Source organism: Comamonas terrae, assembly GCF_001544075.1.
Taxonomy (GTDB): Bacteria; Pseudomonadota; Gammaproteobacteria; order Burkholderiales; family Burkholderiaceae_C; genus Comamonas; species Comamonas terrae.
On the sequence record NZ_BCNT01000001.1, the window covers coordinates 257,633 to 284,613 of the forward strand.

A 26,981-nucleotide genomic window follows, 5' to 3' on the forward strand; every position below is an offset into this window, starting at 1 on the left:
GCCGGGCTTTGTTCCAGTTGCATCCATGTCGGCGGTGCAACTGCTGCCTCAGAGCGTGCGGCCGAACGGGCCGCTGTCGCCGACCTGCACCGGCTTCTTGCCCTTCCTGGGCGGCTTGGCGGCCGTACCGGCCACGCGCACGTCCATGTCGGCGGGCGTTGCGGCCTGGCCCTTTGCCTTGGACACGGCCTTGCTCGCCTGTTTGGCCGGGGCCTTGGAGGCGGCTTTCGCAGCCGCCTTGGCACCGGCCTTCACGGCGGGCTTGGCCGCCGTCTGGGCCACAGCCCTGGCGGTTCCAGTCTTGCGGGCTGCAGGAGCCTTCTTAGCAGGCACGGACTTGGCAGGCTCGGATTCGACCACGCAGTCGGCGTAGTAGCGGATCTCGCCATGCTCGTCCTCCAGCTCCACCAGGCCGTGGATGTCGGTCTCGAAGCCCGGACACTCCTTGGCGAATTCGCGCGCGAACACCAGGTAGTCCACGATCTTCTTGTTGAAGACCTCGCCGGGAATCAGCAGCGGGATGCCGGGTGGATAAGGCGTGACCAGGCCCACGGTGGTGCGGCCCACCAGGTGGTCGATCTCCACGCGCTCGGTCTTGCGCTGAGCGATGTGGGCGTAGGCGTCCGATGGCTTCATCGCGGGCTGCAGGTCCGACAGATACATCTCCGTCGTCAGGCGCGCGATGTCGTACTTGGCATACAGCTCATGCACGTGCTGGCACAGGTCCTTCAGGCCCATGCGCTCGTAGCGGCGGTGCTGCTGCACGAACTCGGGCAGGATGCGCGCCAGCGGCTGGTTGCGGTCGTAGTCGTCCTTGAACTGCTGCAGCGCCGTCAGCATGGTGTTCCAGCGGCCCTTGGTGATGCCGATGGTGAACATGATGAAGAACGAGTACAGGCCCGTCTTCTCGACCACCACGCCGTGCTCGGCCAGATACTTGGTGACGATGGAGGCGGGAATGCCGGTGTCTGCAAAGTCGCCGTCCAGGTCCAGGCCGGGCGTGACGATGGTGGACTTGATCGGATCCAGCATGTTGAAGCCATCGGCCAGATTGCCGAAGCCGTGCCAGTTGTCGAACTGCTTGCCATTCTTGGCCCTGCCCTTGCGCTGGGGGGCCGCGTCATGGCCGCGGATGATCCAGTCCTGGGCCGTGCCCACGCCCTCTTCGGCCAGGGCTTCGGGTCCCCAGACCTCGAACCACCAGTCGTCGTCGCCGAACTCGTCTTCCACCTTGCGCATGGCGCGGCGAAAGTCCAGGGCCTCGAGGATGGACTCCTCCACCAGGGCCGTACCGCCGGGCGGCTCCATCATGGCCGCGGCCACGTCGCAGCTGGCGATGATGCTGTACTGGGGACTGGTCGAGGTGTGCATCAGGTACGCCTCGTTGAACAGGTGGTGGTCCAGCTTCTCGGTCTGGCTGTCCTGCACCAGCACATGCGAGGCCTGGCTGATGCCCGCCAGCAGCTTGTGGATGGACTGGGTCGCATACACCACCGAATGCTTGGGGCGCGCGCGCTTCTTGCCCATGGCGTGATAGCTGCCATAGAAAGGATGGAAGGCCGCATGCGGCAGCCAGGCCTCGTCGAAGTGCAGGTTGGCCACATAGCCGTCCACCATCTGCTTGATGGTCTCGGTGTTGTAGAGCACGCCGTCGTAGGTGGACTGCGTCAGCGTCAGCACGCGCGGCTTGACGGACCTGGCGTCCACGCCCTTGAGCAGCGGGTTCGCGGCGATCTTGGCCTGGATGGATTCGACGCTGAACTCGCTTTGCGGGATCGGGCCGATGATGCCGAAGTGGTTGCGCGTGGGCTTGAGGAACACCGGAATCGCACCCGTCATGATGATGGAGTGCAGGATGGATTTGTGGCAGTTGCGGTCCACCACCACCACGTCGCCGGGAGCCACCGTGTGGTGCCAGACGATCTTGTTCGAGGTCGAGGTGCCGTTGGTCACGAAGTAGCAGTGGTCGGCATTGAAAATGCGCGCGGCATTGCGCTCGGACTCGCCGATGGCGCCATTGTGGTCCAGCAGCTGGCCCAGTTCCTCCACGGCATTGCAGACGTCGGCGCGCAGCATGTTCTCGCCATAGAACTGGTGGTACATCTGGCCCACGGGGCTCTTGAGGAACGCCACGCCGCCCGAGTGTCCCGGGCAGTGCCAGGAATACGAGCCGTCTTCGGCATAGTCCAGCAGCGCCTTGAAGAACGGCGGCTGCACGCTCTCCAGATAGCTCTTGGCTTCGCGGATGATGTGCTTGGCCACGAACTCCGGCGTGTCCTCGAACATGTGGATGAAGCCATGCAGCTCGCGCAGGATGTCGTTGGGCAGGTGCCGGCTGGTCTTGGTCTCGCCGTAGATGTAGATCGGTACCTCTTCGTTCTTTCGGCGCACCTCGCCGATGAAGTTTCGCAGACTGTGGATGATGGGGTCCTTGTCGCCGCCCAGCGTGAATTCCTCGTCGTCGATCGACAGGATGAAGGCACTGGCCCGGCTTTGCTGCTGCGCGAACTGCGACAGGTCGCCATAACTGGTCACGCCCAGGACCTCGAACCCTTCCTGCTCGATGGCCTGCGCCAAGGCACGGATGCCCAGTCCCGAGGTGTTCTCGGAACGATAGTCCTCGTCTATGATGACGATGGGAAAGCGAAATTTCATGGACAGCCTCCGTACCAATCGGGCCTAAAAAACGAAACAGCCGCGAAGTGTAAGGAATATCCTTATTGCGGCTTTGAAACAGGTCGTTTTTTAACCCAGAATGTGGTGCTCTGAACACACGCCGAAAAAGGAGACTTGGCATGGAATACTCCACCATCTGGTGGTTGATCGCCGGGGTGCTCGTCATTGCAGAATTGCTGACCGGCACCTTCTACCTGCTCATGATGGCCCTGGGTGCCGTTGCCGGCGCCGCAAGCGCGCATCTCGGCATGAGCAATCACACCCAGATCATCGTGGCCGCCGTGCTGGCCGCGGGAGCTGTGCTGGTCTGCTATCTGGTCCGCAAGCGCCGCCCTGCCCGCCTGCCCGCCACCGGCAACCGCGATGTGAACATGGACGTGGGCGAGACCGTCATGGTCGAGCACTGGAATCCTGACGGCACGGCCCAGGTCCGTTACCGCGGCGCCACCTGGACCGTCATCGGCCGCCCTGGCGGGCTGCCCGCTTCCGGCATGCACCGCGTCGCCGAAGTCATCGGCAACCGGCTGCTGGTCGACAAGATATGACGCCGCCGCGCGCTGCCGCGGGCTTGCGCCCGCGCAGGCAGCCGCATCCGATCCACCTTCACCACTTGTTATGAGCCAACGCCCTGCGGGGCAGGAGAGACCATGGAAATTGCCATTGCCATCATCGTTATCGCCATCATCTTTGTGGCCCGCTCGGTCAAGGTCGTCCCGCAGCAGCATGCATGGATCAAGGAGCGCCTGGGCAAATATGCCGGCACGCTGACTCCCGGCCTCAACTTCCTGGTGCCGTTCGTGGACCGCATCGCCTACAAGCACAGCCTCAAGGAAATCCCGCTGGATGTACCCAGCCAGGTCTGCATCACCCGCGACAACACCCAGCTGACCGTGGACGGCATTCTGTATTTCCAGGTGACCGACCCCATGCGCGCCAGCTACGGCTCGTCCAACTACATCATGGCGGTGACGCAACTGGCCCAGACCTCGCTGCGCAGCGTGATCGGCAAGCTCGAACTCGACAAGACCTTCGAGGAGCGCGACATGATCAACGCCCAGGTGGTCTCGGCAATCGACGAAGCCGCGCTCAACTGGGGCGTGAAAGTGCTGCGCTATGAAATCAAGGACCTGACGCCTCCCTCGGAAATCCTGCGCGCCATGCAGGCCCAGATCACGGCCGAGCGCGAAAAGCGTGCGCTGATCGCCGCCTCCGAAGGCCGCCGCCAGGAGCAGATCAATATCGCCACGGGCGAGCGCGAGGCCTTCATCGCCCGTTCCGAAGGCGAAAAGCAGGCGGCCATCAACAAGGCGCAGGGCGAAGCGGCCTCCATCACTGCCGTGGCCGATGCCACGGCCCAGGCGCTCGAGCGCATTGCGGCTGCCATCCGCCAGCCCGGCGGCGAACAGGCCGTGCAGCTCAAGGTGGCGGAAAGCGCCGTGGATGCCTACAGCAAGGTCGCGGCCGATGCCACGACCACGCTGGTCGTGCCCAGCAACATGACCGAGGTGACCAGCCTCATCACCTCGGCCATGAAGATGGTCCAGGTGGGCAAGGGCAACGCTTGAACACGCCATCCCGCCCGGCCGCGGCAAATTAGCTGCGGCTTTTTCATTTAGCCCATGAAATTTCTGGTTAGAATAGCAGCTTCAGCGCACGGAGAGGTGGATGAGCGGTTTAAGTCGCACGCCTGGAAAGCGTGTGTGGGTTAATAGCCCACCGCGGGTTCGAATCCCGCCCTCTCCGCCAGAAATTCGAAAAGGCCTTGGAATCCAAGGCCTTTTTCGTTTTGGCATTTCAGCATTGGAAATGCTTCCTGGATTTGCAGAATGCAAGCCATGGCTTTTCATGACGCCTACTTTCCGGATGGATAGGTCTCGGGAGCCTCCCGTTCGGTGCGCCAGTGCGTGCCCGGCTCCAACGGCTGCACCGCACAGGTGTGGTCGATGTGGATCAATGCATCGAACTGGTCGGGCAGCCGGGCGTGGAAGTAGTGACTGTGGCGTTCGGTCTCGGGCCGCTAGATCACGCCGATGGCCCGCTCCAGCCGGGGCTCGCGCAAGCCCTGTAGATGTGGCCCCGTACGCAGTGGCAAGACAAAACACTCCATGCCGGTGGCATGCATGAGATGCTCGTAGCTATCCTGGCGCGCAGGCTGCACCGCCATGCGCCGTGTCGGCGCATCCCAGTCCGAAGCAGCCGTCACGCTGCCTCCGTGGGTGCTCCAGCCGACCAGGAACGCGTCGCTGCCATGCCGCTCGCGCATCAGCTGGCCGAGGTTGAGTTCGCCGCGCCGCTCCCCCATCTCCGTGGCCCGTGCGTCGCCCAGATGGGAGTTGTGCGCCCACACCACGATCTTCGGCTGCTCGCCATGCCTGCCAAGATGCCTCTCCAGCGCCTGCAGGGTTTGTGCCATGTGCGCGTCGCGCAGGTTCCAGGACGACACATCGCTCATGTACATCGAACGATAGTAGGCCTCGGCATTGCCAACCAGCCGGGCGTTCTGCTCGGCATCGAATGCATCCTCGGCATCGACCTCGCCGGCGCGGGCTGTCTCGTCTATGCGCCGACGCAGATCGAGTAGATTGGCCACGACCTGCTCCGCGCAGCCTGCCATGCCGCGCACCCCGGTCAGCAAGCCGTAGAGCTGGCTGTCCTCGCCGAACTGGTCGAAGCAGGCATAGCGCTCGCGCGCCAGAGCTGCCAGTTCCGGATGCTCGGCTTCCAGATACCTGAGCACCTCCTCCATGGAACTGTGCAGGCTGTACAGGTCCAGGCCATAGAAGCCCGCACGCAGGGAAGATGGCAGGCTTCGGTTGTGTTCGTGCAGCCAGCCGACGAAGTCCACCACATCGGCATTGCGCCACATCCAGGTGGGAAAGCGCCTGAAGCTCCGCAATGCCGCCTCGACCGAGGCATCCTGCCCCCGCCCGCGCACGAAGCAGTTGATGCGGTGCGCATCGGGCCAGTCCCCTTCGACCGCCACGGCGTGGAAGCCCTTGCGCGCGATCAACGCCTGCGTGATGCGGGCGCGGCCCGCATAGAACTCGTGCGTGCCATGCGAGGCTTCGCCCAGCAGCACGAAATGCGCGTCGCCGATCAGATCAAGCACCGCCTGGCAATCGCCCTCATGATCCAGCGGCAGCGCTGCCGAGCGCACCGCGTCCACCAACGCCTGTTCATTCCTGTCGCTGTCCATCATCGAAATCTCCTGGTACGTGTCCAGCCAATACGGAACGCGCTTCGGCCAGGCACTGGCGGACTTCATCGTCGGTGGTCTGCTCGAAATGGCCGTACCACTGGCCTACGGCGCGAAACGGCTCGGGCGTGTTGGCGCAGATGACCGTATCGGCGTCGGCACGCAAGGCCGCGCATGCCCGCCGCGTGGCCACCGGCACCGCAACCACGATGCGTGCGGCCCGCTTCAGGCGCAACGCCTTGACCGCTGCCAGCATGGTGGAGCCGGTGGCCAGGCCGTCGTCGACCACGATCACGGTGCGGCCGCAAACAACCAGCGGCGGCTGCCGGTCGCGGTAAAGCCGCTCGCGCCGTTCGAGTTCCTGCTGCTCGGCGCGTGCCACCACCTCGACCGCCGCATCCGGAATGCGCAGTTGGCGCACAAGGTCTGCGTTGAGTACCCGGATGCCGCCGCTGGCCAGCGCCCCCATGGCGTACTCCGCGTGGCCCGGCACGCCGAGCTTGCGCGCCACGATCACGTCCAGCGGGGCATGCAAGGCACGGGCAACCTCGAGGGCCACCGGCACGCCACCGCGCGGCAGCGCCAGAACCAGCAGGTCCTGCCGATCGGCAAAGGCCATCAAAGCCTGGGCGAGCTCCTGCCCGGCATGTCTTCGGTCGCGAAACACCATGCTCGGCTCCTTCCTGCTGCATGCAGCAGTCCGTCCACGTCCGATGCCGTCGAACGAGTGGCCAGGTATGGCGGCTGCGGCAATTGGCATTCCCGCAAACCATGCTCCCGAATCACTGCTCAGGCAAGCCTGTCTTGGCTACTTTGACCACTGTCTCCAGGTCTATGCCTTGCTTGCTGCAAGCCCTGCCGCAAGGGCTGCAGTGGCACGGATGGTGCCACCAAGCTGGAACGCAGAGGGCCGCGTGGAGGCCGCCGGGGCGGGATCCTCAGCCCCGGAGGGACTACCGGCAAAAATGGCGGCCCTATGCAGCCGCTCAGAAAGAGCAGGCTCAGGATTCGGCCGTCAAGGCCACCTTCCAGGCGTCATAGCCATAGACCCAGTCCGCATTGCCTCCGGCACGCAGCCAGTTGTTGCCCCGCGAGCCGACCTGGATCTGGCTGGTGCGCTGCTTGCGCATGGCCTCGTAGTTCTGCAAGGCTTGCGGCACGCCGTCGGCACCTGGCGCGGCATCGAGATTGCGGGCCAGCACCACCGCATCCTCGATCGCCATGCCGGCCCCCTGGGCCATGAAGGGCATCATGGGGTGGCTGGCATCGCCCAGCAGCGATACCCGGCCCTGAGACCAGCGCGGCAGCGGATCGCGCTCGTACAAAGCCGTCTTGAGCACACTGTCGCATGCATCGAGCAAGGCCCGTGCATGGGGGTGGAAGCCCGCATAGAAGCCGCGCAGTTCGGCCACGCTGCCTTCGGTGGTCCAGGACTCCTCGTGCCAGGACTCCTGCGCCGTGGTTGCAAAGATGAAGGTATCGCGGCCCTGGTTGAGCGGAAAGGTCACGATCTGGCTGTCCGCAGTCGGCCCCCACCACTTGGTGAAGGCACCGATATCGGGAACATCGCGCACGCGCTCGGTGGGCACCACGGTGCGAAATGCCACCACGCCGGTAAAGCGCGGGCTTTCCGCGCCGAACAAGGCCGTGCGCACCACCGAGTGGATCCCGTCCGCCCCGATCAGCGCGTCCAGCCCGTCGGCCCGCGTGCCGTCGGCAAATTCAACGGAAACACCGGTGTCGGCTTGGGCAATCCGGGTTACACGCCTGGCGAACTTGACCTGCCTGGAGGGAAAGGCATCGGCCAGCGCCGCCAGCAGATCGGCGCGGTGGATGGTGAGCTGGGGTGCACCATATTGGCGCTCGGCCTCATCGCCCATGGTCAGGCGCGAGGTTTCCTCCCCGCTGTCCCAGGTGCGGCTGATGCGGTGCGTGGGGCGGGCAGCCGAAGCCCGTACCGCGGCCGGGATGCCCCCGCCCAGTCCATCCAGGGCGCGTACGGCATTGGGCGTCAGGTTGATGTCCGCACCCACGCGCAGGTATTGCCGGCTCTGCTCGAACACCGTCACCTCGTGCCCGCTGCGGTGCAGCGCATTGGCTGCTGCCAGGCCGCCGATGCCGCCTCCCACAATGCCTATTTTCAATCGTGTCTTGGCCATGCTCGCTCCTTGATATGGGTATGGATTGCTCTGGCCGGCTGCGCAGGCAGTCCGGCCCGGTGCCCGCCAGTGTCGGCAAAGCTGATCTCCACGTGAAGCGCAAAGCATCCATAAAATGGCACAAATCGTCCCGGATCCCCCATGAAGCAAAGCAGCGACCATTTGAGCGACGTGCTGGCCATCTGCCGGGCCGAACGAGCGGTGACGGCCAGCTTTTCATTGCGTGCACCCTGGGCGCTGGCGTCCGAAGGCGTGCCGGGGGCGATGGTCCGGATTGCCCAGGGGCAGCCCTACTGGCTGCAGGTGCAGGGCCAGGCGCCGCTGCAGGTCATGCCCGGCGATCTGGTGGTGCTGCCGCTGGGCAGCCCGCACGTGATCGCATCCGACCTGGCGCTGGCTCCGGTTCCGTTCGCCCGCATGATCGAACGCTTTGCGCAAGGTCCCAAGGATGAGAATCCGCTGACCTTCGAGCACGGCGGCAGCGGGCCTGCGACCCGCATCGATTCGGTACTGCTGTGGATATCGGCCCACGGCCGGCACACCATACTGAATCTGCTGCCGCCGCTGCTGCACATACCCGCCGCGCAGGCCGCCCCGCCGGCCATGCTGGGCAGCATGCTGCAGGCGCTGATAGAAGACTCGCTGGCGCGACGTGCGGGCTGGCGTCTCGCGGCAGCCCGCATGGGCGAACTGGTCCTGGTCCATGTGCTCAGCAACCATTTCGCCACGCAGCAGCACGGGCAGGGCTGGGTGCGCGGCCTGGCCGATGTGCAGATTGCCAGGGCCATGGCTGCCATTCATGGCCGCCCCCGCCATGAATGGAGCCTGCAGGCCCTGGCGCGGGAAGCCGCCATGTCGCGCTCGCGGTTTGCCGAGAAATTCAAGATGCTGGTGGGCGAATCGCCCATGGCCTACCTGCTGCAGCAGCGCATGGCGCATGCCGCACAGCAGCTCGAATCGGGCCTGCCGCTGGCGCAGGTCGCCGAGGATTGCGGCTACGAATCGGAGCGCGTGTTTGCCCGCGCCTTCAAGCGCTGGTGCGGCCTGCCGCCACGCGCCTACCAGCGCAGCACCCGGGCGCTCAGAGAGGAATTCGCCGCGCTGAGATGAAGCCCCCCGCCGCCGGGCCGCCCATTAGGCAAGACTACGTAGGTATTGGCCGCCTGCCGCCCTGCGCGCCTGGCGATTAACTTGCTCGGCTCGCAGGCGTGGCAGAAACGCCATGCCACTGCCCGGCCCTGCTTCAGGCAAAGCTTCGGGCAGCGATTTCCCTCGCTTCCACAGAATCCACAAGGAGACTTCATGCACCGCCGCCAGATTCTTGCCTCTCTTGCCGCGCTGGGTGCGTTCGCCGGCATGGCAAGCGCTTATGCCGAAACGGGCTTTCCGCAAAAACCCATCACCTTCGTCGTCCCCTACCTGGCCGGCGGCACGACCGATCTGGTGGCCCGTGTCGTGGGCGAGCACATGGCCCGCACGCTGGGCCAGCCCGTGGTGATCGAGAACCGGCCCGGCGCCGGCGGCAACATCGGCATGGATGCCGTGGCCAAGGCCAGGCCCGACGGCTACACCATAGGCTTCGGAGCCATCTCCACCAATGCACTCAACCCGCATATCTACCAATCGATGGCCTTCGATCCGCGCAAGGACTTCACTGCCATTTCCATGCTGGGCTACTCGACCATCGTGCTGGAGGTCGGCAGGAATTTCCCCGCCGGCAACGTGCAGGAGTTCATCGCCTACATCAAGGCCCATCCGGGCCAGCAGTACGGTACGGCCGGTGCCGGCACCAGCATGCATCTGGCCGGCGTGATGTTTGCCCAGATGGCAGGGCTGGACATGACGCATGTGCCCTACAAGGGCAGCGTACCGGGAATCACCGACATGCTGGGCGGCCATCTGCCCGCCATGTTCGACAATCTGCCGGCCTCGCTGCCGCATATCCAGGCAGGCAAGCTCAAGGCCCTGGCAGTGGCCGGCAGCGAACGCAGCCCCTCGCTGCCCAATGTGCCGACCATCGCGGAAAGCGGCCTCAAGGGCTATGCGGTCGATCCTTGGTTCGGCGTCTACGGACCGGCCAAGGTGGACCCTGCCATCGTCGCCAGGCTCAATGCGGCCATCAACCGGGCACTGAGCGATCCGGCCGTCAAGGACAAGCTGGTGCAGGCCGGCTTCACGCCCAAGGGCTCCACGGCGCAGGATTTCGAGGCGTTGACGCAGTCCGAATACAGGCGGCTGGGCGATGCGGCACGCAAGGCCCAGATGCAGGTCAACTGAGGGGCCCGTCCCGCCTGCGGCACGTATTCACAGCAGTTCGTCGGGCAGGAACTCGATCAGAGGCTTGCCGGTGCGTGGACTGGGCTGCACCAGGGCGCGCACGCCATAGACCTCGGCAATGGTGTCAGGCGTCAGCACTTGCGCCGGCGTGCCCCGGGCCACCAGGGCACCCTCCTTGAGCAGGTACAGCCGGTCGCAGTAATGCGCGGCCAGCGGCAGCTCATGCAATGCGGCCAGCGTGGTCAGGCCCAGGCCGCGGATCAGGTTCAGCAGCTCGAACTGGTGGCGCACGTCCAGATGGTTCGTGGGCTCGTCCAGCACCAGCAGCGGTGCTTGCTGGGCCAGGGCACGGGCCATGAGCACACGCTGTTTTTCCCCGCCCGACAGCGTGGAGAACAGGCGTTCGGCCAGCGCCTGGGCGTTCATGCGCCGCAGCGCCTGGTCCACGAGATGCAGGTCCTGCTCGCTGTCGCGCGCAAACGGCGACTGGTGCGGTGTGCGGCCCATGAGCACCACGTCGCGCACGCGCATTTCGAATTCGCTGCCGTTTTCCTGCGCCAGCACCGCCATGGCCCGGGCATTGTCGCGCGCACCGGACTGCCACACGTCGCGGCCTTCCACGCTCACCTGGCCGCTGGCGGGGCGCAGTACCCGGTAGATCATGCGCAGCAATGTGGATTTGCCGCTGCCGTTGGGTCCCAGCAGCCCCACGAACTCCCCCGGGGCCACATACAGGCTGACATCGCGCACGATATGCGCGGCGGCCGCCTGCCAGCACAGCCGCTGCGTGCGCAGTTCCACGGTCATGCGGGCCGCCTTTCACCGCCGCCCTGGCGGCACAGCATCCAGACGAAGAAAGGGCCGCCCAGCAGCGAGGTGATGACGCCCACGGGAACCTCCGCCGGCGCAAAGGCGATGCGCGACAGCACATCCACCCAGACCAGGAAGATCGCTCCGACCAGCGCCGCCACGGGCAGCACGCGGCGGTGCTCGGAGCCCACCAGCATGCGCGCCGCATGCGGCACCATCAGGCCGACAAAGCCTATGGGACCGCACACCGCCACCAAGGTGCCGGTCACCAGCGAAACCAGCAGGAACAGCCGGCGCCGCGTGCGTGTGGTGTCCACGCCCAGCGTGGCCGCGCTTTCCTCGCCGGCCAGCAATGCATTGAGCGCGCGCGCCTGGCCCAGCAGCAAGGCAATGCCGGCCAGCAGCAGAGCGGCAGGCAGGCCCAGTACATCCCAGCGGGCGCCGGCCAGGCTGCCCAGCGTCCAGTTCAGCACGGAGCCGGCCAGTTCGCGCTGGCCGGCAGTGAGCACGATGAGGCTGGTCAGCCCGCCCAGGCAGTAGGCGATGGCCACGCCGCCCAGGATCAGCCGCGAAGCCAGAATCCGCCCGCTTGCGTGGGCCAGCAGGTAGACGGCCACACAGGCTGCCAGTGCGCCGCCGAAGGCACCCAGCGGCAGGGCCAGCTCGCCCGCAAAGGCCAGGGCACCAAAGGCCAGCACCGTGACGGCGCCGACCGAAGCGCCCGAGGAAACGCCCAGCAGGTACGGATCGGCCAGCGGATTGCGCACCATGGCCTGCATGGCCACGCCGACCAGCGCCAGCCCCGCCCCGGCCAGTGCAGCCAGCAGCACGCGCGGCAGGCGTATGCGCCAGACGATCTGGTACTGCGCCGGGCTCCAGTCCCCTGCAGCGAGATCGAGCCCCAGCCGCCAGCCCAGCTCATGCAGCGCGATCTGCCATGCCTTGCAAGGTTCCACATGCGCAGGCCCCAGCGTGATGGACAGCGCCAACGACAGCAGCAGCAAGGCCAGCAGTGCCGCCAGCCAGCCGGCAAGCCGGCGGCGCTGCTGCCGGAATGCGGACATCGCGCCGGAGGTCATGGCATTCGCCCCCCCGCGCAGCCGGATCCCCGGGCCGGGCATCCAACACGGCTGCCGCTGCCGTCCGCAGGGACCATGGTCCTTGGCATGGCAAGGGGTATGGCAGAAAGATGAAGCAATTCAAGAGGCCCATGGAGTCGGCCGCCTGCCTGCGGCTGGCGGACTCATGCTGCGGCACCGGGCACCGCCAGGGTCCCGCCGCCAAGCCTGTTGCCGCCACGCTGCGCCCCGCAGACGGTCGTTGCAATGCCGCAGGGCATGCTCTTATGCACATGCCACGCGGCGCCCAACAGGCCGGTATCCGGGCTGGCAGATGGCTGGGAGCCGCCGCTTCGCCTTCCCGATGCCATCGCGCGCCCGCCGGGCCACGTGGGACATCAGTGGCCGGCCCTTGCGTTGCAAGGCGCCCTGAAGCGGCTTTCTCTGCTTACCGTTGCGGGGGCAGCCAGGGCTTTGCACCCTGTTCCCGTTGAACCCGGGCATCGCCCGGGCACCTGTTGCATGCATGCCGAAGCAGCGGCCCGTCCTGGACAAAGCCGCCGGCGTTCTGCAATGCGCCGCACAGTATAGGGCAGCAAGCCAGGCCGCCCGGCGGCTGCCGTCCCGACTTGCTGACATAGAATCCGGCCCTTCTCTCCTGAGCTTGCGGCTGCGACATGAGCGACTACCTCAAGGCCTTGGCACTGACCTCGGCCATTTCCCTGCTGGCGCAGCCCGTTCAAGCCGCCGCGCAGGGGGCCATTGAGCTGGTCGATGCCCGCCAGAAAGCCATCGCCCTGGCAGGGCCGGCACGCCGCATCGTTTCCCTGCAGCCGTCCTTTACCGAAGCCATCTGCGCGCTGGGCGGCTGCGATGCGCTGGTGGGCGTGGACCGGTATTCGACCTGGCCGCAGCAGGCCGCCGCCATCCCCAAGGTGGGCAGCTTGAGAGACCCCGATATCGAGCGCATCGTGGCGCTGCGCCCCGACGTGGTGCTGGCACGCCCCAACCACAAGGTGGACGAACGGCTGGAAAGCCTGGGCATCCCGGTGCTGACGCTCAATGCCCAGACCTATGACGACATGGCGCAGGAACTGGAGACCCTGGCCATGCTGCTGGGCCGGCCGGGCCGGGGCACCAGGCTGTGGCAGCAGACCCGCGACCGGCTCGATGCGCTGCGACGCCAGGTGCCGCGCCAGTGGCAGGGCCGAAAGGTCTATTTCGAACTGCACAGCGGCATGGCCGCAGCGGGCGAGGCATCGTTCATCGGGCAGACCCTGCAAGGCCTGGGCCTGGTCAATATTGCGGGGCGGGATCTGCCCATGTATCCCAGGCTCAGCCCCGAGTACGTGGTGCGCGCCAATCCGGACGTGATCATCACCATGGCCGACATGCCGGTGCCGCCTCCCGCACGCCAGGGCTGGAGCCTCCTGCCGGCCCTGAAAGGCAATCGCTACTGCCGTATTCCCAATGCCGATTTCGAGGTGATGGTACGGCCCGGCCCGCGCATCGACGAGGCGGCCCGGCAGATACTGCTATGCCTGCAGCAATTGCCGCCGCCCGGAACAGAATCATCAAAAAGATAGCTGCCTTCGCTTGTTACACCTGGGCTGCAGCCATATTTGGCCTGAAATTCACCAGGGCAGCCTCAGCCGCACGGCACAGCTCCAGGCATCCGCCAGGCGCCCGGCGCCGCCAAAGGGCCGGCCGCCATGGGCAGCAGGCTCGCAATCGACCAGCACATGGGCCAGCGGGGGGACACGCTCCCGCACCAGGGCCAGGACATCGGGGCTGCGGAAATCGCTGAGCACCCAGAGTTGGGGCTGCATTTCGGGCCACCGGGCCAGCATCTGCCATGCTGCCTGGAAGGCCTGGGCCAGGGGCGTGCCGCCCCCCCCGGGCAGCGGGTCGATCCATTCCGCATTCCAGCGCGGCGCCCGGCGCGGCGGCAGCTGCCATTGCACCTGGCCTGCGCCGAAGCACAGCAGCGCCACGGGCATGCGCTGCAGATAGGCCCGGCACAGCCATTGCAGCAGCAATCCCTTGGCGCGGGCGAAGGCGCCGCTGTCCAGCATCGAGGCCGAGCAGTCGAGCGCGAACACCTGCAGCCCCTGGGGCTGGCCCAGGCCCTGGCGCCAGCGCAGGTGCCCGGCCGCCAGCGGCTGGCCGCGGCGCGCGCGCAGCGTGGCGGGCCAGTCGAGCACGGCGCCCGGCCGGCGCTGCGCCACGGGCTGCGCAGGGCTGGCCAGCGCAGCCCCGGCCATGGGCACTGCGGTGCGCCCCCGGCCAGGGCGCGTCAGCGCCCCCGGCCGGGGGCGCGGGCTTTTTTTGCGGCCAGGGCCTCCAGGGCGGCCTGCGCCAGCGCGTCGGCCTGCAGCGCCGCGACCGGCGCGCTGGCCAGGGGCTGCGGCCGGCCCCAGTCGGCGGGCGGCTGCTGCAGGCCCTGCGCCGCGGCCCCGGCCGGGCCGGGGCTGGGCGTCGGGTTCGTCTGGCCCGCGTTCCCCGCCGGGGTGGGCGATGGAGGCGGCACCGGTGTTGATGCCGGTGCTGGTGCCGGTATTGGCGCCGGCGACGGGGCCGGGCGCTGCGCGGTGTCGGCGGGCGCCTGGCTGGCACGGTGCAGCAGCACCAGGGGCGCCACCGCAGCCACATGGCGCGCGCCGATGCCCTCGCTGCCTTCCCAGGCGGCCAGGGCGCGCGCCGCGCGCAGCATCACGAGGTCGGCGCGCAGGCCGTCCACCCGGGCATCTATGCACTGCTGCGCGACCTCGCCGTGCACGGCATCGCTCCACGGCAGCTGGCCGGCATCGGCGCAGCGCAGCCGCGCCTGCCGCAGGCGTTCTGCCAGGCGCGCCTGCTCGGCCGCGTGGGCCTGCGCAAAGCCCGCGGGGTCGAGGTCGAAGCGCAGCCGCGCCTTGACGATGGCGCTGCGCAGCTGCGGGTCCTGCGCATTGGCCAGTTGCACGCACAGGCCCAGCCGGTCGAGCAGCTGCGGGCGCAGCATGCCCTCCTCGGGGTTCATGGTGCCGATCAGCACGAAGCGCGCCGCGTGGCTGTGCGAGATGCCGTCGCGCTCCACGCGGTTCACGCCCGAGGCGGCCACGTCCAGCAGCACATCGACGATGGCATCGGGCAGCAGGTTGATCTCGTCGACGTAGAGCACGCCACCGTGCGCCCGGGCCAGCAGGCCGGGCGCAAAGGCCACCTCGCTGCCGGCCAGGGCCTTGGCCAGGTCGAGGCTGCCCACCACATGCTCGATGGACGCGCCCAGCGGCAGCGTGACGAAGGGCGCGGGCGCCAGCACGTCGGCCAGCGCGCGCGCGGCCGTGGACTTGGCCGTGCCGCGCGGGCCCTGGACCAGCACGCCGCCGAGCGCCGGCTCGATGGCCGCCAGCAGCAGCGCCTGCACCAGCTGCGGCTGGCCCTGGATCGCCGATAAAGGGAATGTCGGTGTCATTGCTGCGCTCGTCCTTCCATGAATTCCTCCTGCTCCAGCATGCGCGCCAGCAGCGCCTCGTGCAGCGCGCCGGGCTGCTCCCACATGCCGCGGTCGATGGCCTCGAGCAGCCGGTGCACGATGTCGCCCAGGGCCTGGGGATTGTGCGCGCGCAGGAAGCGGCGCACGGCCTCGTCCTGCACATAGGCCTCGGCCACCAGCGCGTAGTGCGTGTCGGACACCAGCTGCGTGGTGGCGTCGAAGCCGAACAGGTAATCCACCGTGGCCGCCATCTCGAACGCGCCCTTGTAGCCGTGGCGCATGGCGCCGGCGATCCACTTGGGGTTGGTGACGCGGGCGCGCACCACGCGGCCGATCTCCTCGGCCAGCGAACGGATCTTCGCCGACTGCGGGTTGCCATGGTCGCCATGGTAGACCGCGGGCTCGGCCCTCCCGATAAGTGTGCCCAGGTGGCGCACGGCGGCCACCATGCCGCCCTGGTGCTGGTAGTACTCGCTGGAGTCGAGCAGGTCGTGCTCGCGGCTGTCCTGGTTCTGCAGCACCACGTCCAGCGCCTGCAGGCGCTGCTCGAGCGCCTGGCGCGCGGGCACGCCGTCGGCCTGCCGGCCGTAGGCGAACGCGCCCCAGTGCAGGTAGTGGCGCGCAAAGTCGCCGGCATCGCTCCACTGGCCCGAGCGCAGCAGCGTGTGCATGCTGGCGCCATAGCTGCCCGCGGGCGCGCCGAACACGCGCCACAGCGCCTGCTCGCGGGCCCGGGCCGGGTCCATGCCCTGCCCGGCCCACGCGGCGGCATCGCGCAGCACCCGGGCGCGGATGGGGTTGTCGTCGGCGTCCTCGTCCTGCTCGGCCACGGCGCGCACGGCGGCGTCGAACATCTGCACCACGCCCGGAAACGCATCGCGGAAGAAGCCGCTGATGCGCAGCGTCACGTCCACGCGCGGGCGGCGCAGGCCCACGGCGGGGATGACCTCGAAGTCCACCACGCGCTGGCTGCCCGGCGCCCACCGGGGGCGCACGCCGATCAGCGCAAAGGCCTGGGCGATGTCGTCGCCGCCGGTGCGCATGGTGGCCGTGCCCCAGACCGAGATGCCGATGGCCGCCGGGTACTCGCCGTGCTCCTGCAGGTAGCGCGCCAGCAGCCGGTCGCAGGACTGCTGGCCCAGCGCCCACGCGGTCTGCGTGGGGATGGCGCGCGTATCCACGGTGTAGAAGTTGCGCCCCGTGGGCAGGGTGTCGCAGCGCCCGCGCGAGGGCGAGCCGCTGGGCCCCGGCGGCACGAAGCGGCCCTGCAGCGCGCGCGAGAACTGGCGCAGCTCCTCGCGGCCGCAGGCGTCGAGCGCGGGCGCGATCTGCGAATGGATGCGCGCCAGCGCCTGCCGGGTCTGCGGCCAGTCCTGGGCGGTTTCTGGCCGTCCCAGCACGCGCAGCGCGAGCAGCTCCAGCCGCTCGCGCGTGTCGCCGCCGTGGCGCCAGGCGCTGGCGTCGATCTGCGCCAGCACCGGCGGGCGCGGGCCCGTCCAGGGCGCGGCGGCATCCATGTCCAGCGGGTTCCAGTCGCCGCCCCGCAGCAGGTCGGCGGCCAGCGCGTTCAGCAGGCCCTGCTCGCCCGCCGCGGGGTAGCGCGCCAGGGCCAGCAGGGTGCTGTCGCGCAGCGCGCCCTCGGGCGAGCGGCCGAAGATGTGCAGGCCGTCGCGGATCTGGGTTTCCTTGAGCTCGCACAGGTAGGCGTCGATGCGCTCCAGGATCTGCTCGTCCGGCGCGCGCCCGGCATCCACGCCCAGCTCGCGCAGCAGGTCCTGGCCGCGGGCGGTGTCGAGGATCTGGCGGCGCAGCATTGCGGCGCGGCGCTGGTCCACCAGCAGCGCGTCGTAGTACTCGTCCACCAGCCGCTCCAGCTCCTGCAGGGGGCCGTGGTTCTCGGCGCGCGTGAGCGGCGGCATCAGGTGGTCGATGATCACCGCCTGGCTGCGGCGCTTGGCCTGCGCACCCTCGCCGGGGTCGTTGACGATGAAGGGGTAGACATGCGGCAGCGGCCCCAGGATGGCATCGGGCCAGCACTGCTGCGACAGCGCCAGGCTCTTGCCCGGCAGCCATTCGAGGTTGCCGTGCTTGCCCACGTGCACGACGGCGTCGACGGCGAAGGCGTCGCGCAGCCAGAAATAGAACGCCAGGTAGTGGTGCGGCGGCACGAGCTCGGCATCGTGGTATTGGGCATAGTCGTTGCGGCCATCGAGAGAGCGCGCCGGCTGGATGCCGACGAAGACGTTGCCCAGCTGCAGCCCGCCCACCATGAACCAGCCCTCGCGCAGCATGGGGTCCTGCTCGGGCGCGCCCCATCGGGCGGTGACCGCCTCGGCCATGCCCTCGGGTAGTTGCGCGAGGCGCTGGCGGTAGGCCTGCAGCGAATAGCCCTGGCGGGCAGCGCGCAGCGGCCATTGAGCGGGGTCGTTGGCAATGCCTTGCTGCAGCCGCTCCATCAGCGCCTGGCCATCGGCGGGGCGCTCGCCCGCATCGCCCAGGTTCCAGCCGTCGCGCTCCAGCTGCGCCAGCAGTGCGATCACCGAGGCGGGCGTGTCCAGCCCCACGCCGCTGCCCAGGCGCGCCTCGCTGCCCGGGTAGTTGGCCAGCACCAGCGCGGCGCGCTTGGCCGCCGCGGGCTTGCTGCGCAGCAGGCACCAGCGCCGGGCCAGCTCGGCAATCCATTGCACGCGGTCGGGCTCGGCCTGGTAGGCGACCACGTCGGTCTGCGTCAGCTCGCAGCGGTGGGCCAGGCCCTTGAAGCTCATGGCGCGCGTCATGATGCGGCCGTCCATCTCGGGCAGAACCACCTGCATGGCGATGTCGCGCGGGCGCAGGCCCTGGGTATCGGCCAGCCAGTCGTCGCGGTTGGTGCCGCTGGCGATCACCTGCAGCACCGGGATGTCGCCGGCCAGCGCATCGGCCTCCGCGCCGCCGCGCGCATGCTCGCCCAGCGCGGCGAAGGCCGTGGTGTTGAGGATGAGCTGCACGCCCTGCGCCGCGCACAGCGCGCGCAGCGTCTGCAGGCACAACGCGTCCTTCAGCGACTCGAGCGCCAGCGGCAGCGGGTTCAGGCCCTCGGCCAGCAGCGCCTCGGCCAGGGCATCGAAGGCCTCGGTATTGGCCGCCAGCAGGTGCGAGCGGTAGAACACCAGCATGACCACCGGCGCGCCCGGCTGCCAGCGCGCCTTCAGGTCGTCCAGGCCCGGGATGCGGCCCGAGGCCGGATCCATCCAGGCCAGCGGCACATGCACGGCCACGGGCGGCAGCACGCGCACCGGCGCGCCTTCCACGCTGCGGCCCAGCCCCCAGGCCGCGCCCATGCGCAGGAACTCGCGCGCATTGGCCAGGCCGCCGGCGCGCAGGTACTGCCACAGCGCGCGGCTGTGCGCCGGCGCCAGCGTGCCCTTGGCCAGCAGCTCGGCATCCTCCTGGCTGTCGCCCGAGAACATGGCCAGCTGCTGGCCGCGCCGCTGCGCGAGCTTGCGCAGCTGCTCGATGCCATAGGGCCAGGCCGATTCGGCGCCCAGGTGGTCGACGATGACCAGCCGGGCATGCTGCAGCACCTCGTCGATGTACAGGTCCAGCGAGGCGCTCTGGCGCAGGTGCAGCAGGTTGGCCAGGCGCAGCGTGGGGGCGTCGGGCTCGGCCTGCTGCCAGAGCCGGTAGGCATCGGCCAGCAGCGACAGCGTGGTGTCGGCCGAGCTGAGCACCACCATCTCGGCGGGCGTCTGGTCGAGCCGGGTGATGATGCTGTCGTCTTCGACAAAGCCGCCGGGGCGGGTGCTGAGCAGGTGCATGATTCAGAAAATAGAGCAGCTTGCGCTTGGTGGATAAGGGCTGGAGGCTGATTTCATCTCAAGCCTCTGCCGCCGCCAGCGCCGTGCGCAGCCGCTCCGCATCCAGGCCCTGGCCGATGAACACCAGGCGCGTGGCCGGGGCTTCGCCGGCCGTCCAGGCGCGGTCGAAGTAGGCGTCGAAGCGCCGCCCCACGCCCTGCACCAGCAGCCGCATCTTCTTGCCCGGCAGCGCGGCGAAGCCCTTGACGCGCAGCACCGCGTGCTGCTGCACGATGGCCTGCAGCGCCTGCAGCAGGCGCTCGCGGTCCACCGCGCCCAGGTCGATGTGCAGCGCGTCGAAGGCGTCGTGGTCATGGTCCTCGTCGTGGTCGTGGTGGGAGTGCCGCTCGTCGATATGGGCCTCGGCCGCGCGCTGCTGGCCCAGCAGCACGGACAGCGGCACGCGGCCCTGCTCGGCCTCGACCATCTTGACCTCGGCCGGCACCTCGCCCGCGACCAGCGCGCGCACCAGGGCCAGTTCGGCGGGCGAAACCAGGTCGGCCTTGGACAGCACGACCAGGTCGGCGGCCGAGAGCTGGTCCTCGAACAGCTCATGCAGGCTGGCCTCGTGGTCGAGGTTGGGATCGGCCTGGCGCTGCTCGTCGACGGCATGCGGATCGTGAGCGAACTGGCCAGCGGCGGTGGCCGGCGTATCGACCACGGTGACCACCGAGTCCACGGTGAAGACGCTGGCGATCTCGGGCCACTGGAATGCCTGCACCAGCGGCTTGGGCAGGGCCAGGCCGCTGGTCTCGATCAGCAGCACGTCGATGTCGGCGCGGCGCTCGGCCAGCGCCTGCATCACCGGAAAGAACTCCTCCTGCACGGTGCAGCACATGCAGCCATTGGCCAGTTCGTAGATGCGGCCTTCGGGCGCGTCGGCGCCGCCCTCCTCCCGGCAGCCGATGGCGCAGGTCCGGAGGATCTCGCCGTCTATGCCCAGCTCACCGAACTCGTTGACGATGACGGCCACGCGCAGCCCCTTGGCTTCTTGCAGGATGTGGCGCATCAGCGTGGTCTTGCCGCTGCCCAGAAAGCCGGTAACGATGGTGGCGGGGATCTTGGTGGTTTGCATGGATCAATCTCCGGAAGGGTAAGCAGGAATTCGAAAAGGGGCCAGGATTTGCGGCCCGTGGACGCGCAGCTGCGCGTCCACGCGGCCATGCAGCACATGCTCGGCGAGCACGCGCCCGATGTCGGCCTCGGCCAGCGGCCCGTACCAGACACCGTCGGGATAGACGATCATCAGCGGGCCATGGTTGCAAGGGTACTGGCACTGGGTCTGCAGCGGCATGACCTGCTTCTTGAGGCCAGGCGTGTCATGCACCGCCTGCGCCAGCCGCGGCCACAGTTGCACCGAGCCCCTGGCCGCGCAGCGCGGCCCCACGCACCACAGCACATGGTGCCGGTGCTCGGGCACGCCGGACCAGCCGGCGGGATCGCGCTCCCAGGCCTCTTCGCCCACCACGGCAGGCACGTCGGGCGCCTCAAGCGATTGCAGCACCGCATGGGCCAGCAGGTCGGCCAGCCGTGGCGCCTGCAGCAGCGGTTCGGCAAAAACCAGGCGCGGACCGTGCATGTGCGCTGCGCGCCCGGCACGCCAGCGCATGACGAGCTTGTGCAGCCAGCGCCGCAGCGAAGGCTCGTCAGGCACCATCACGGGCACGATGACCACGGTCTGCGCGGTGGCACAGGCGTCCAGCGCCTGGGGCAGCGCCGGCTCGCGGCGGTCCGTGAAAGCGGGTTGCACGCGCAGCGGCGCCATGCCCTGGTCGGCCATGGCGGCCTGCACGCGCGCGGCCAGTTGCGCCAGCTCGGCGCTGCCCGCGGCGCAGGCGGCCCCCCGGCTCAGCAAAATGACGGCCAGCGACATTTCCGGGGTCAGGGCGGCGGTCAATGCACCACCTCCTTGCTGAATTGCACCGGCGCGACCGTGATGTGCCGCTCGGGATGCAGGGCCGCAGCCAGCCTCTGCGCGGTCTCCACATTGCGCGGGCCCGGCGTGGCCTCGGCATAGCTCATGACGAAAAACCGGCGCTGCCGGATGGCGCTCACCGCCTCGAGCTCCTTTTTCTGCAGCAGAAAGTCGATCTTGCCCCGGGCATTGGGCGTGCCGTAGTCCACGATGACGATCCACTCGGGATCGCGCTGCACCACATCCTCCCAGTTGCCCTGGGGCCAGTTGCTTGGCAGGTCGGCAAAGATGTTGACCGCCCCGGCCTCGTCCAGCATGGCCTGGGGCATGCCGAAGCGGCCTGCGGTCGTGGGGATTCTCTCGCCGCTGTCGTACACGAATACCCGCGGGCGTTGCTCCACGCCGTGCATCTGCTGCCGCAGCTGCGCGATGGACGCGCGCAGTCCGTCGATGCGTGGACGGACCTGCCGCTCCACACCGAAGATGCCGGCGACGTTCTCCATGTCCTTCAACGCATCATCCAGCGCCACGCGTTCGCGCTGCTGCACGCGGATGCAGGACTCGGACAGCACATAGGAGTCGATGCCATGGTCGGCCAGCCGCTGCGGGGTGACGCCGCCCGGGCGAAAGCCATAGCTCCAGCCCCCGAAGACAAAGTCCGCCTGCTGGCTGAGCAGCGCCTCCATCTCCAGGCCCTGGGCCAACAGATCGGGCACGCGCTCCAGCCAGGCAGCAAGCTGCGGGCTGGCGGCCTTTTGCGACGGAATGCCCGCGTAGCCGGCCAGCCGGTCGCCCAGGCCCAGGAACAGGAACATCTCGGCGATGTTCACGTCATAGGTCACGGCGCGCTGCGGCACGCGGTCATACCGGGTGGGCTGACCGCAGACGTCGACGACCACGGCAGGTTCATGCCGCAGGACAGGCACTGCGGCAGATTGCGACGGTGCCGGCGCCTGCCGCTCGGAGCAGGCCGCCGCCAGCAGGGCCAGCGGCACAATGCAGGCGGTGAGCAGGTTCGCGCGCATTGCCATCAGAAGTGCATCCGGGCCGTCAGTTCCACGCTGCGGCGCGCACCCAGAAACCACTGCGTGTTGTACGCGGAGGTGGCGTAGACACGCTGGGTCAGATTGCGGCCGATCAGGCTCAGCGTGGTCCTGGGGTTCACGTTCCAGCTCAGCACCGCATCCACCACCGTGTAGCCGGGCATGCGCTCGGAATTGGCTTCATCGGCAAAGCGGCCGCCCACATGGCGCAGCCCCAGCGATCCGCGCCAGTCGTCGATGCGGTAGTGCCCCCACAGGTTGGCCGTCACACGCGGCACATTGGCCGGGCGGTTGCCCGCGCGGTTGACGGTGCCGCGCATCAGCTCGTCGTACCTGGCATGGGTATAGGCGGCATTGGCCTCCAGGCGGAAAGCCTTGTTCACGCTGAAGGCGCCTGCCAGCTCCAGCCCACGCGACGATTGCCTGCCGCCCTGGATGGACTGGGCCGGGTTGCCGGGATCGCTGGTGACGATGTCGTTCTTGACGATGTGGAACAGCGCGGCCGTCCATTCGCCGCGCCCTTCGGGCAATTGCTGCTTGAAGCCGACCTCCTGCTGGCGCCCCTTGCTCAAGGTGTAGCCGGTGGACGACCTGGACAGGGACAGCAGGCTGGTGACCGGATCATGGCCGGTGCTGACCTGGGCATAGACGCTGGAGCGCTCCGTCAGTTGTCGCGTAAGGCCCAGGCGCCATGAGGTAGCGTTCAGCGCCTTGTCGAGCGCGGCGCCGCTGACCAGATCCAGCCGCGAGAATTCATACCAGTCGCGGCGGATGCCGCCCATCAGCAGCCACTGGGCGCCGATCTTCCACGCATCCTCGATGAACAGCGCGTTCTGCCTGAGCTGCGAGCTGGTGCGGGGCAGATAGGGATCGGTGCTGTCCCAGTAGCCATTGACCGGATTGAAGGCCGACACGGTGGAGCCGCCGGTATAGGGCGAATTGCTGTAGCTGCTGAAATTGGCCTGCGAGGCATCCCAGCCCATGGCGACCTGGTGGTTGGCGGGCTTGAACTCCAGCGCCATGCGATTGCCGTTTTGCTGGACTGCGTGGCCGATCTCCAGATAGTCGTAGCGATCCACCGTGCCTGCGCCGGGGTTGTAGCCATAGCCCTCGATGTTCTTCCAGTGGCGATCGGCGCTGAAGTGGTAGAGCGCGTTGCGTACGGTGATCAGGTCGTTCACCCGCCACTCGGCCCCGGCCTTGAAGCGGCGATCCTGGAAGTGGAGGTCGCTGTCGCTCACGTTGTAGTTCATGTTGCGCAGTTCGCGCACCACGCGTCCATCCACCGTCGGCGTGCCGAAGTAGCGCGACGGAGCCTGGTTGCTGATGTCCGCCGTCAGATCGACGGTCACATCGCTGCGCGGTGTCCAGCGCAACGCACTCATCAGCTTGCCGCTTTGGGAGTTGTCGAGCGGGCGCTCGCCATCGGAGCGCTCGCCATAGGCGTCCAGGCGGTAGCTTAGCGTATCGCCGATGGCGCCGGAGCTGCCCAGGCCTGCACGTACCGTGCCACGGCTGCCGGCGCCCAGCAGCAGCTCGGCCGAGTGCTCGCGCTCGGGCTGCTTGCGCACGGCATTGACGGTGGCGCCCATGGTGCCGCTGCCATACATCAGCGATGCCGGGCCGCGCAGGACGTCAAGGCGTTCGTACCCCCAGCTGCTGTCGGGATAAGCGATGGTGCCGGCCGCCACGCCCAGCATGATGCCGTCCTCGGCCACGCCCACCGAATTCGGGCCCGCAAAACCGCGGCTGGAGAACGACAGGCCGCCATTGCCCGGCTCGCTGGATGCCGACAGGCCCACGGTACGCGTCGCGGCTTCCACCACGCCATGGTCCGCACGCTCGGCCATCTGCACGGCCGATACACCGCTGACGCTGGCGGGCAGTTCCAGGACCCGCACATCCACATGCGCTGCCGATAGGGCCCGGCGGTCCGTTTCCAGCGGGGCGTCGGCCTGCCGGGTTTCCTGCACCGTCACTTCGGGCAGGGTCTGTTGCGCCAGCGCGGCGGCCGGCCACAGCAGGGCCAGTTGCAGCGCAGTGCCGCGGGCACGCAGGACAGACGGAGGATGGAAAGGGGAAGAGGCAAACGCCGGAAAGCGTGTTGATGTGTTGCGCATTTCGACAAAAGGCTGAAACCGCCTGATGGGAAAGCTGCGCAGGCAACGGCCTTGCCGCGGGCGGCAAAGTCTGTTGCATTCCGGCTGCCATCCGCACCCCGCAGACAGTTGTAGCAAGCACCGACGCATGCGCCGGCACAGGAAGTCATCGGCGGGCCGGTCTCCGGGCTCGCAGGCGATCCATCGCTGAATCCACATCCCGCCTTCCCGGGGGCTCAGGCATTCGCGAAGCGAAAGAAGAGCCGGTCCAGTGGCTGCAAGCGCCTGCGGCGTCTTGCTGGGGGTGCTTTCCTGCATACCGTTGCGGGGGCAGCCAAGGCATGCGGTCATGGGCGACCGGACCTTGTTCCCGTTTCACTCGCTCCAAGAAGCGAGCACCTGCCGAAACGAAGCGCCCTTGCGGGCGCGGGCAGATTCTAGCAGCCGGCCGGACTGCAGCGATCCACACGCCACCGGCAGCCAGGGCGTCCAGCGGCGGGCCACCGTGGCAGTTGGCGCTCTTTCGCCTGCATATGAGAAAAGGGCTTGCATGATGGCTCCTGCAAGCCCTTTGTCCTGGCATTGACGGAGTGCTTTGCCTGGGCCGCAAAGCATGGTCGGGCAGAGCGCTTCAGAAAACTTCCCAGTTCTCCTCTTCCTTTCCGGCTGCCTGTGCAACGCTTCGCACAGGCTCGGAAACGCTGGCGGGGCGGCGCAGCACAGCCTGTGCTGCAGGGGCGGGGTTTGGCGGCGTGCGCATGGGCTTTGCAGGCACCTTCGCCCTGTCGCGAGAAGGCGCAATGGCTGCGGTTCGCGGTTGCTCGTCTGCAGACAGCTTGAATACCGCCACGGCCTGTACCAGCGATTGCGCCTGGCCATTGAGGCTGCTGGCAGCGGCAGCCATCTCCTCCACCAGCGCGGCGTTCTGCTGCGTGGTCTGGTCCATCTGGGTGACGGCCTCGCCGATCTGGGCCATGCCGGTGCTCTGCTCATGGCTGGCGGCACTGATTTCACCCATGATGTCGGTCACGCGGCGGATGGCCGTGACGACTTCCGCCATGGTGTCCCCCGCCTTGCCGACCAGTTGCGAACCCCGCTCCACGCGTTCCACGCTGGTATTGATGAGCTGCTTGATTTCCTTGGCTGCCTCGGCGCTGCGCTGGGCGAGGGCGCGCACCTCGCCGGCCACCACGGCAAAGCCACGGCCCTGCTCGCCGGCACGGGCCGCTTCGACGGCGGCATTCAGGGCCAGGATATTGGTCTGGAAGGCAATGCCGTCGATCACACCGATGATGTCGGCAATCCGGTGGCTGCTGTCATCGATGCTCTTCATGGTCTCGACCACTTCAGCCACGACCTCGCCGCCTTGCGCCGCCACGGACGAGGCATTCACGGCCATCTGGTTGGCCTGGCGTGCATTGTCGGCGTTCTGCTTGACCGTGGAGCCCAGCTGCTCCATGGAGGCAGCAGTTTCCTCCAGCGCGCTGGCCTGCTCTTCGGTACGGCCGGACAGGTCGTTGTTGCCCTCGGCAATCTGGGTGCTGGCCGATGCCACGCCCTGGGCATTGCCGCGCACGGCGGTCACCGTCTTCACCAGGCTCTGCTGCATGCGCTGCAAAGCGGCCAGCAAAAGACCCATCTCGTCCTTGGATTGCACTTCGATCCGACCGCTCAAGTCGCCATTGGCCACGCGGTCCGCGACCGCCACGGCCTGGGCCAGGGGACGCGAGATAGAACGAATGATGCCAAGCGCCAGAAAGACGGCCAAGGCAAGGGCCACGGCACCGGTGATCAGGACATTTCGCCACAGGCCGTGGGCCGCAGCTTCCGCTTCCTGGCTGGCCAGTTCCGAGGCCTTGGTCTGGAGATCCAGCAATTCACGGATCGTGCCCTGGTATTCGAGCTGGGCCGGGCGCAGCCGGTTTTCCAGCAGTGCCTGTGCTTCCTCCCGCCGGTCCTGTTCCAGCAGGGCGAGGAACTCGTCGCCCGACCTGATGAACACAGTGCGCCGCTGCTTCAGTTGCTGCAGCAAGGCCTTGCCTTGCTCGGAACGAATGAGCTGGTCCACGGCGTCGATCTCCGCCACGACTTCGCTGCGGGTTTTCTGGATGACTGCACGTGCGGATTTCTGGATTTTTTCGGTAGTGAACAGCGCGAGATTGCGAAACTGGATGGCCTGCTCATTTGCCCCGTCCGTGATGTTGTTCAGCATCCGGATGATGGGAATACGCCTCTGGGTGATTTCGCCAAGTGCCGAGCGCTGAGCAGACGAGCCATGAAGCGCGACACCGCCCAGCACTACCAGAAGCAGCATCATGACCATGAATGAGATGGCCAGCCTTGTGGAAATTTTCAGTTGATTCATCTCTGTCCCTCGTGGATGGTTGACTGTTTGTGCTGCAACAAGAACTGTGAAGTTTTTTATTGTTATTTT

18 protein-coding genes, 1 tRNA gene, 1 pseudogene and 2 riboswitches are annotated in these 26,981 nt (G+C 67.8%); of the genes and pseudogenes, 6 read left to right on the forward strand and 14 right to left on the reverse strand.

Annotated features, from left to right (window positions below):
- Positions 1-48: 48 nt before the first annotated feature.
- Entirely contained in the window at positions 49-2,655 is a 2,607-nt protein-coding gene (locus tag Cte04_RS01135; protein WP_066470351.1) for an arginine/lysine/ornithine decarboxylase, read from the reverse strand.
- A 140-nt stretch (positions 2,656-2,795) separates the two neighbouring features.
- On the opposite strand from Cte04_RS01135, the gene Cte04_RS01140 reads away from it, so the two are divergent.
- The 3 genes from Cte04_RS01140 to Cte04_RS01150 all read left to right on the forward strand — a co-directional run bounded on the left by Cte04_RS01140 (position 2,796) and on the right by Cte04_RS01150 (position 4,422).
- The gene (locus Cte04_RS01140; protein WP_066470353.1) at positions 2,796-3,221 is read left to right on the forward strand and encodes an NfeD family protein; all 426 of its coding nucleotides are present in this window, start codon (positions 2,796-2,798) and stop codon (positions 3,219-3,221) included.
- 102 nt (positions 3,222-3,323) lie between these two features.
- On the forward strand, positions 3,324-4,241 hold the full coding sequence (locus tag Cte04_RS01145) for an SPFH domain-containing protein (RefSeq protein ID WP_066470361.1): 918 nt from the start codon (positions 3,324-3,326) through the stop codon (positions 4,239-4,241).
- A 90-nt stretch (positions 4,242-4,331) separates the two neighbouring features.
- Positions 4,332-4,422, forward strand: a tRNA-Ser gene (locus Cte04_RS01150).
- Positions 4,423-4,528: 106 nt separating this feature from the next.
- On the opposite strand, the pseudogene Cte04_RS01155 reads toward Cte04_RS01150, so the two are convergent.
- The 3 genes and pseudogenes from Cte04_RS01155 to Cte04_RS01165 all read right to left on the reverse strand — a co-directional run bounded on the left by Cte04_RS01155 (position 4,529) and on the right by Cte04_RS01165 (position 8,031).
- Positions 4,529-5,941 (reverse strand): annotated as a pseudogene (locus Cte04_RS01155) (erythromycin esterase family protein).
- Positions 5,853-6,542 (reverse strand): phosphoribosyltransferase, encoded by a 690-nt coding sequence (locus tag Cte04_RS01160; RefSeq protein ID WP_066470364.1) that lies wholly within the window; start codon positions 6,540-6,542, stop codon positions 5,853-5,855. The pseudogene Cte04_RS01155 and the gene Cte04_RS01160 overlap by 89 nt, the downstream one beginning before the upstream one ends.
- A gap of 331 nt (positions 6,543-6,873) precedes the next feature.
- A complete protein-coding gene (locus Cte04_RS01165) occupies positions 6,874-8,031 on the reverse strand; it encodes an FAD-dependent monooxygenase (protein ID WP_066470367.1) in 1,158 nt (385 codons plus the stop codon).
- Between the two features lie 141 nt (positions 8,032-8,172).
- Between Cte04_RS01165 and Cte04_RS01170 the strand changes: the two genes are divergently transcribed.
- Together Cte04_RS01170 and Cte04_RS01175 are read left to right on the forward strand one after the other, a co-directional pair.
- A complete protein-coding gene (locus tag Cte04_RS01170) occupies positions 8,173-9,141 on the forward strand; it encodes an AraC family transcriptional regulator (protein ID WP_066470369.1) in 969 nt (322 codons plus the stop codon).
- A 192-nt stretch (positions 9,142-9,333) separates the two neighbouring features.
- A complete protein-coding gene (locus Cte04_RS01175; protein WP_066470371.1) occupies positions 9,334-10,308 on the forward strand; it encodes a Bug family tripartite tricarboxylate transporter substrate binding protein in 975 nt (324 codons plus the stop codon).
- A 27-nt stretch (positions 10,309-10,335) separates the two neighbouring features.
- Here the strand turns inward: Cte04_RS01175 and Cte04_RS01180 are convergent, their stop codons facing one another.
- Positions 10,336-11,115 carry an ABC transporter ATP-binding protein gene (locus tag Cte04_RS01180; protein WP_157081778.1) on the reverse strand — a complete coding sequence of 260 codons (780 nt, stop codon included), beginning with the start codon at positions 11,113-11,115 and terminating at the stop codon, positions 10,336-10,338.
- Positions 11,112-12,182, reverse strand: a complete 1,071-nt coding sequence (locus Cte04_RS01185) for a FecCD family ABC transporter permease (RefSeq protein ID WP_066471762.1) — start codon at positions 12,180-12,182, stop codon at positions 11,112-11,114. Before Cte04_RS01185 ends, Cte04_RS01180 begins: the two co-directional genes overlap by 4 nt.
- A gap of 290 nt (positions 12,183-12,472) precedes the next feature.
- Positions 12,473-12,710: riboswitch (cobalamin riboswitch) on the reverse strand.
- Positions 12,711-12,853: 143 nt separating this feature from the next.
- Between Cte04_RS01185 and Cte04_RS01190 the strand changes: the two genes are divergently transcribed.
- Positions 12,854-13,762, forward strand: coding sequence for an ABC transporter substrate-binding protein (locus Cte04_RS01190; protein ID WP_066470373.1), 909 nt, complete (start codon positions 12,854-12,856; stop codon positions 13,760-13,762).
- 48 nt (positions 13,763-13,810) lie between these two features.
- On the opposite strand, the gene Cte04_RS01195 is transcribed toward Cte04_RS01190, so the two are convergent.
- From Cte04_RS01195 to Cte04_RS01230, 8 genes are all read right to left on the reverse strand, one after another.
- Entirely contained in the window at positions 13,811-14,440 is a 630-nt protein-coding gene (locus tag Cte04_RS01195) for a vWA domain-containing protein (RefSeq protein WP_066470378.1), read from the reverse strand.
- 32 nt (positions 14,441-14,472) lie between these two features.
- Positions 14,473-15,633 (reverse strand): magnesium chelatase ATPase subunit I, encoded by a 1,161-nt coding sequence (locus tag Cte04_RS01200; protein ID WP_066470380.1) that lies wholly within the window; start codon positions 15,631-15,633, stop codon positions 14,473-14,475.
- Entirely contained in the window at positions 15,630-19,451 is a 3,822-nt protein-coding gene (cobN, locus tag Cte04_RS01205) for a cobaltochelatase subunit CobN (protein ID WP_066470383.1), read from the reverse strand. The genes Cte04_RS01200 and cobN overlap by 4 nt, the downstream gene beginning before the upstream one ends.
- A gap of 58 nt (positions 19,452-19,509) precedes the next feature.
- The gene (gene cobW, locus Cte04_RS01210) at positions 19,510-20,565 is read right to left on the reverse strand and encodes a cobalamin biosynthesis protein CobW (RefSeq protein ID WP_066470386.1); all 1,056 of its coding nucleotides are present in this window, start codon (positions 20,563-20,565) and stop codon (positions 19,510-19,512) included.
- A 3-nt stretch (positions 20,566-20,568) separates the two neighbouring features.
- Entirely contained in the window at positions 20,569-21,387 is an 819-nt protein-coding gene (locus Cte04_RS01215; RefSeq protein WP_245633248.1) for a (2Fe-2S) ferredoxin domain-containing protein, read from the reverse strand.
- Entirely contained in the window at positions 21,384-22,436 is a 1,053-nt protein-coding gene (locus Cte04_RS01220) for an ABC transporter substrate-binding protein (RefSeq protein WP_066470403.1), read from the reverse strand. The genes Cte04_RS01215 and Cte04_RS01220 overlap by 4 nt, the downstream gene beginning before the upstream one ends.
- Entirely contained in the window at positions 22,436-24,568 is a 2,133-nt protein-coding gene (locus Cte04_RS01225) for a TonB-dependent receptor (RefSeq protein WP_066470409.1), read from the reverse strand. Before Cte04_RS01225 ends, Cte04_RS01220 begins: the two co-directional genes overlap by 1 nt.
- A 137-nt stretch (positions 24,569-24,705) precedes the next feature.
- Positions 24,706-24,960, reverse strand: a riboswitch (cobalamin riboswitch).
- Between the two features lie 218 nt (positions 24,961-25,178).
- Positions 25,179-26,912, reverse strand: coding sequence for a methyl-accepting chemotaxis protein (locus Cte04_RS01230; RefSeq protein ID WP_066470415.1), 1,734 nt, complete (start codon positions 26,910-26,912; stop codon positions 25,179-25,181).
- Positions 26,913-26,981 lie beyond the last annotated feature (69 nt).

What these genes read in the sequence shown, in the direction of transcription:
- Cte04_RS01135 (WP_066470351.1), bottom strand. Translation starts at nt 2,655, where the DNA reads ATGAAATTTCGCTTTCCCATCGTCATCATAGACGAGGACTATCGTTCC.
- Cte04_RS01140 (WP_066470353.1), top strand. Translation starts at nt 2,796, where the DNA reads ATGGAATACTCCACCATCTGGTGGTTGATCGCCGGGGTGCTCGTCATT.
- Cte04_RS01145 (WP_066470361.1), top strand. Translation starts at nt 3,324, where the DNA reads ATGGAAATTGCCATTGCCATCATCGTTATCGCCATCATCTTTGTGGCC.
- Cte04_RS01160 (WP_066470364.1), bottom strand. Translation starts at nt 6,542, where the DNA reads ATGGTGTTTCGCGACCGAAGACATGCCGGGCAGGAGCTCGCCCAGGCT.
- Cte04_RS01165 (WP_066470367.1), bottom strand. Translation starts at nt 8,031, where the DNA reads ATGGCCAAGACACGATTGAAAATAGGCATTGTGGGAGGCGGCATCGGC.
- Cte04_RS01170 (WP_066470369.1), top strand. Translation starts at nt 8,173, where the DNA reads ATGAAGCAAAGCAGCGACCATTTGAGCGACGTGCTGGCCATCTGCCGG.
- Cte04_RS01175 (WP_066470371.1), top strand. Translation starts at nt 9,334, where the DNA reads ATGCACCGCCGCCAGATTCTTGCCTCTCTTGCCGCGCTGGGTGCGTTC.
- Cte04_RS01180 (WP_157081778.1), bottom strand. Translation starts at nt 11,115, where the DNA reads ATGACCGTGGAACTGCGCACGCAGCGGCTGTGCTGGCAGGCGGCCGCC.
- Cte04_RS01185 (WP_066471762.1), bottom strand. Translation starts at nt 12,182, where the DNA reads ATGTCCGCATTCCGGCAGCAGCGCCGCCGGCTTGCCGGCTGGCTGGCG.
- Cte04_RS01190 (WP_066470373.1), top strand. Translation starts at nt 12,854, where the DNA reads ATGAGCGACTACCTCAAGGCCTTGGCACTGACCTCGGCCATTTCCCTG.
- Cte04_RS01195 (WP_066470378.1), bottom strand. Translation starts at nt 14,440, where the DNA reads ATGGCCGGGGCTGCGCTGGCCAGCCCTGCGCAGCCCGTGGCGCAGCGC.
- Cte04_RS01200 (WP_066470380.1), bottom strand. Translation starts at nt 15,633, where the DNA reads ATGACACCGACATTCCCTTTATCGGCGATCCAGGGCCAGCCGCAGCTG.
- cobN (WP_066470383.1), bottom strand. Translation starts at nt 19,451, where the DNA reads ATGCACCTGCTCAGCACCCGCCCCGGCGGCTTTGTCGAAGACGACAGC.
- cobW (WP_066470386.1), bottom strand. Translation starts at nt 20,565, where the DNA reads ATGCAAACCACCAAGATCCCCGCCACCATCGTTACCGGCTTTCTGGGC.
- Cte04_RS01220 (WP_066470403.1), bottom strand. Translation starts at nt 22,436, where the DNA reads ATGGCAATGCGCGCGAACCTGCTCACCGCCTGCATTGTGCCGCTGGCC.
- Cte04_RS01225 (WP_066470409.1), bottom strand. Translation starts at nt 24,568, where the DNA reads ATGCGCAACACATCAACACGCTTTCCGGCGTTTGCCTCTTCCCCTTTC.
- Cte04_RS01230 (WP_066470415.1), bottom strand. Translation starts at nt 26,912, where the DNA reads ATGAATCAACTGAAAATTTCCACAAGGCTGGCCATCTCATTCATGGTC.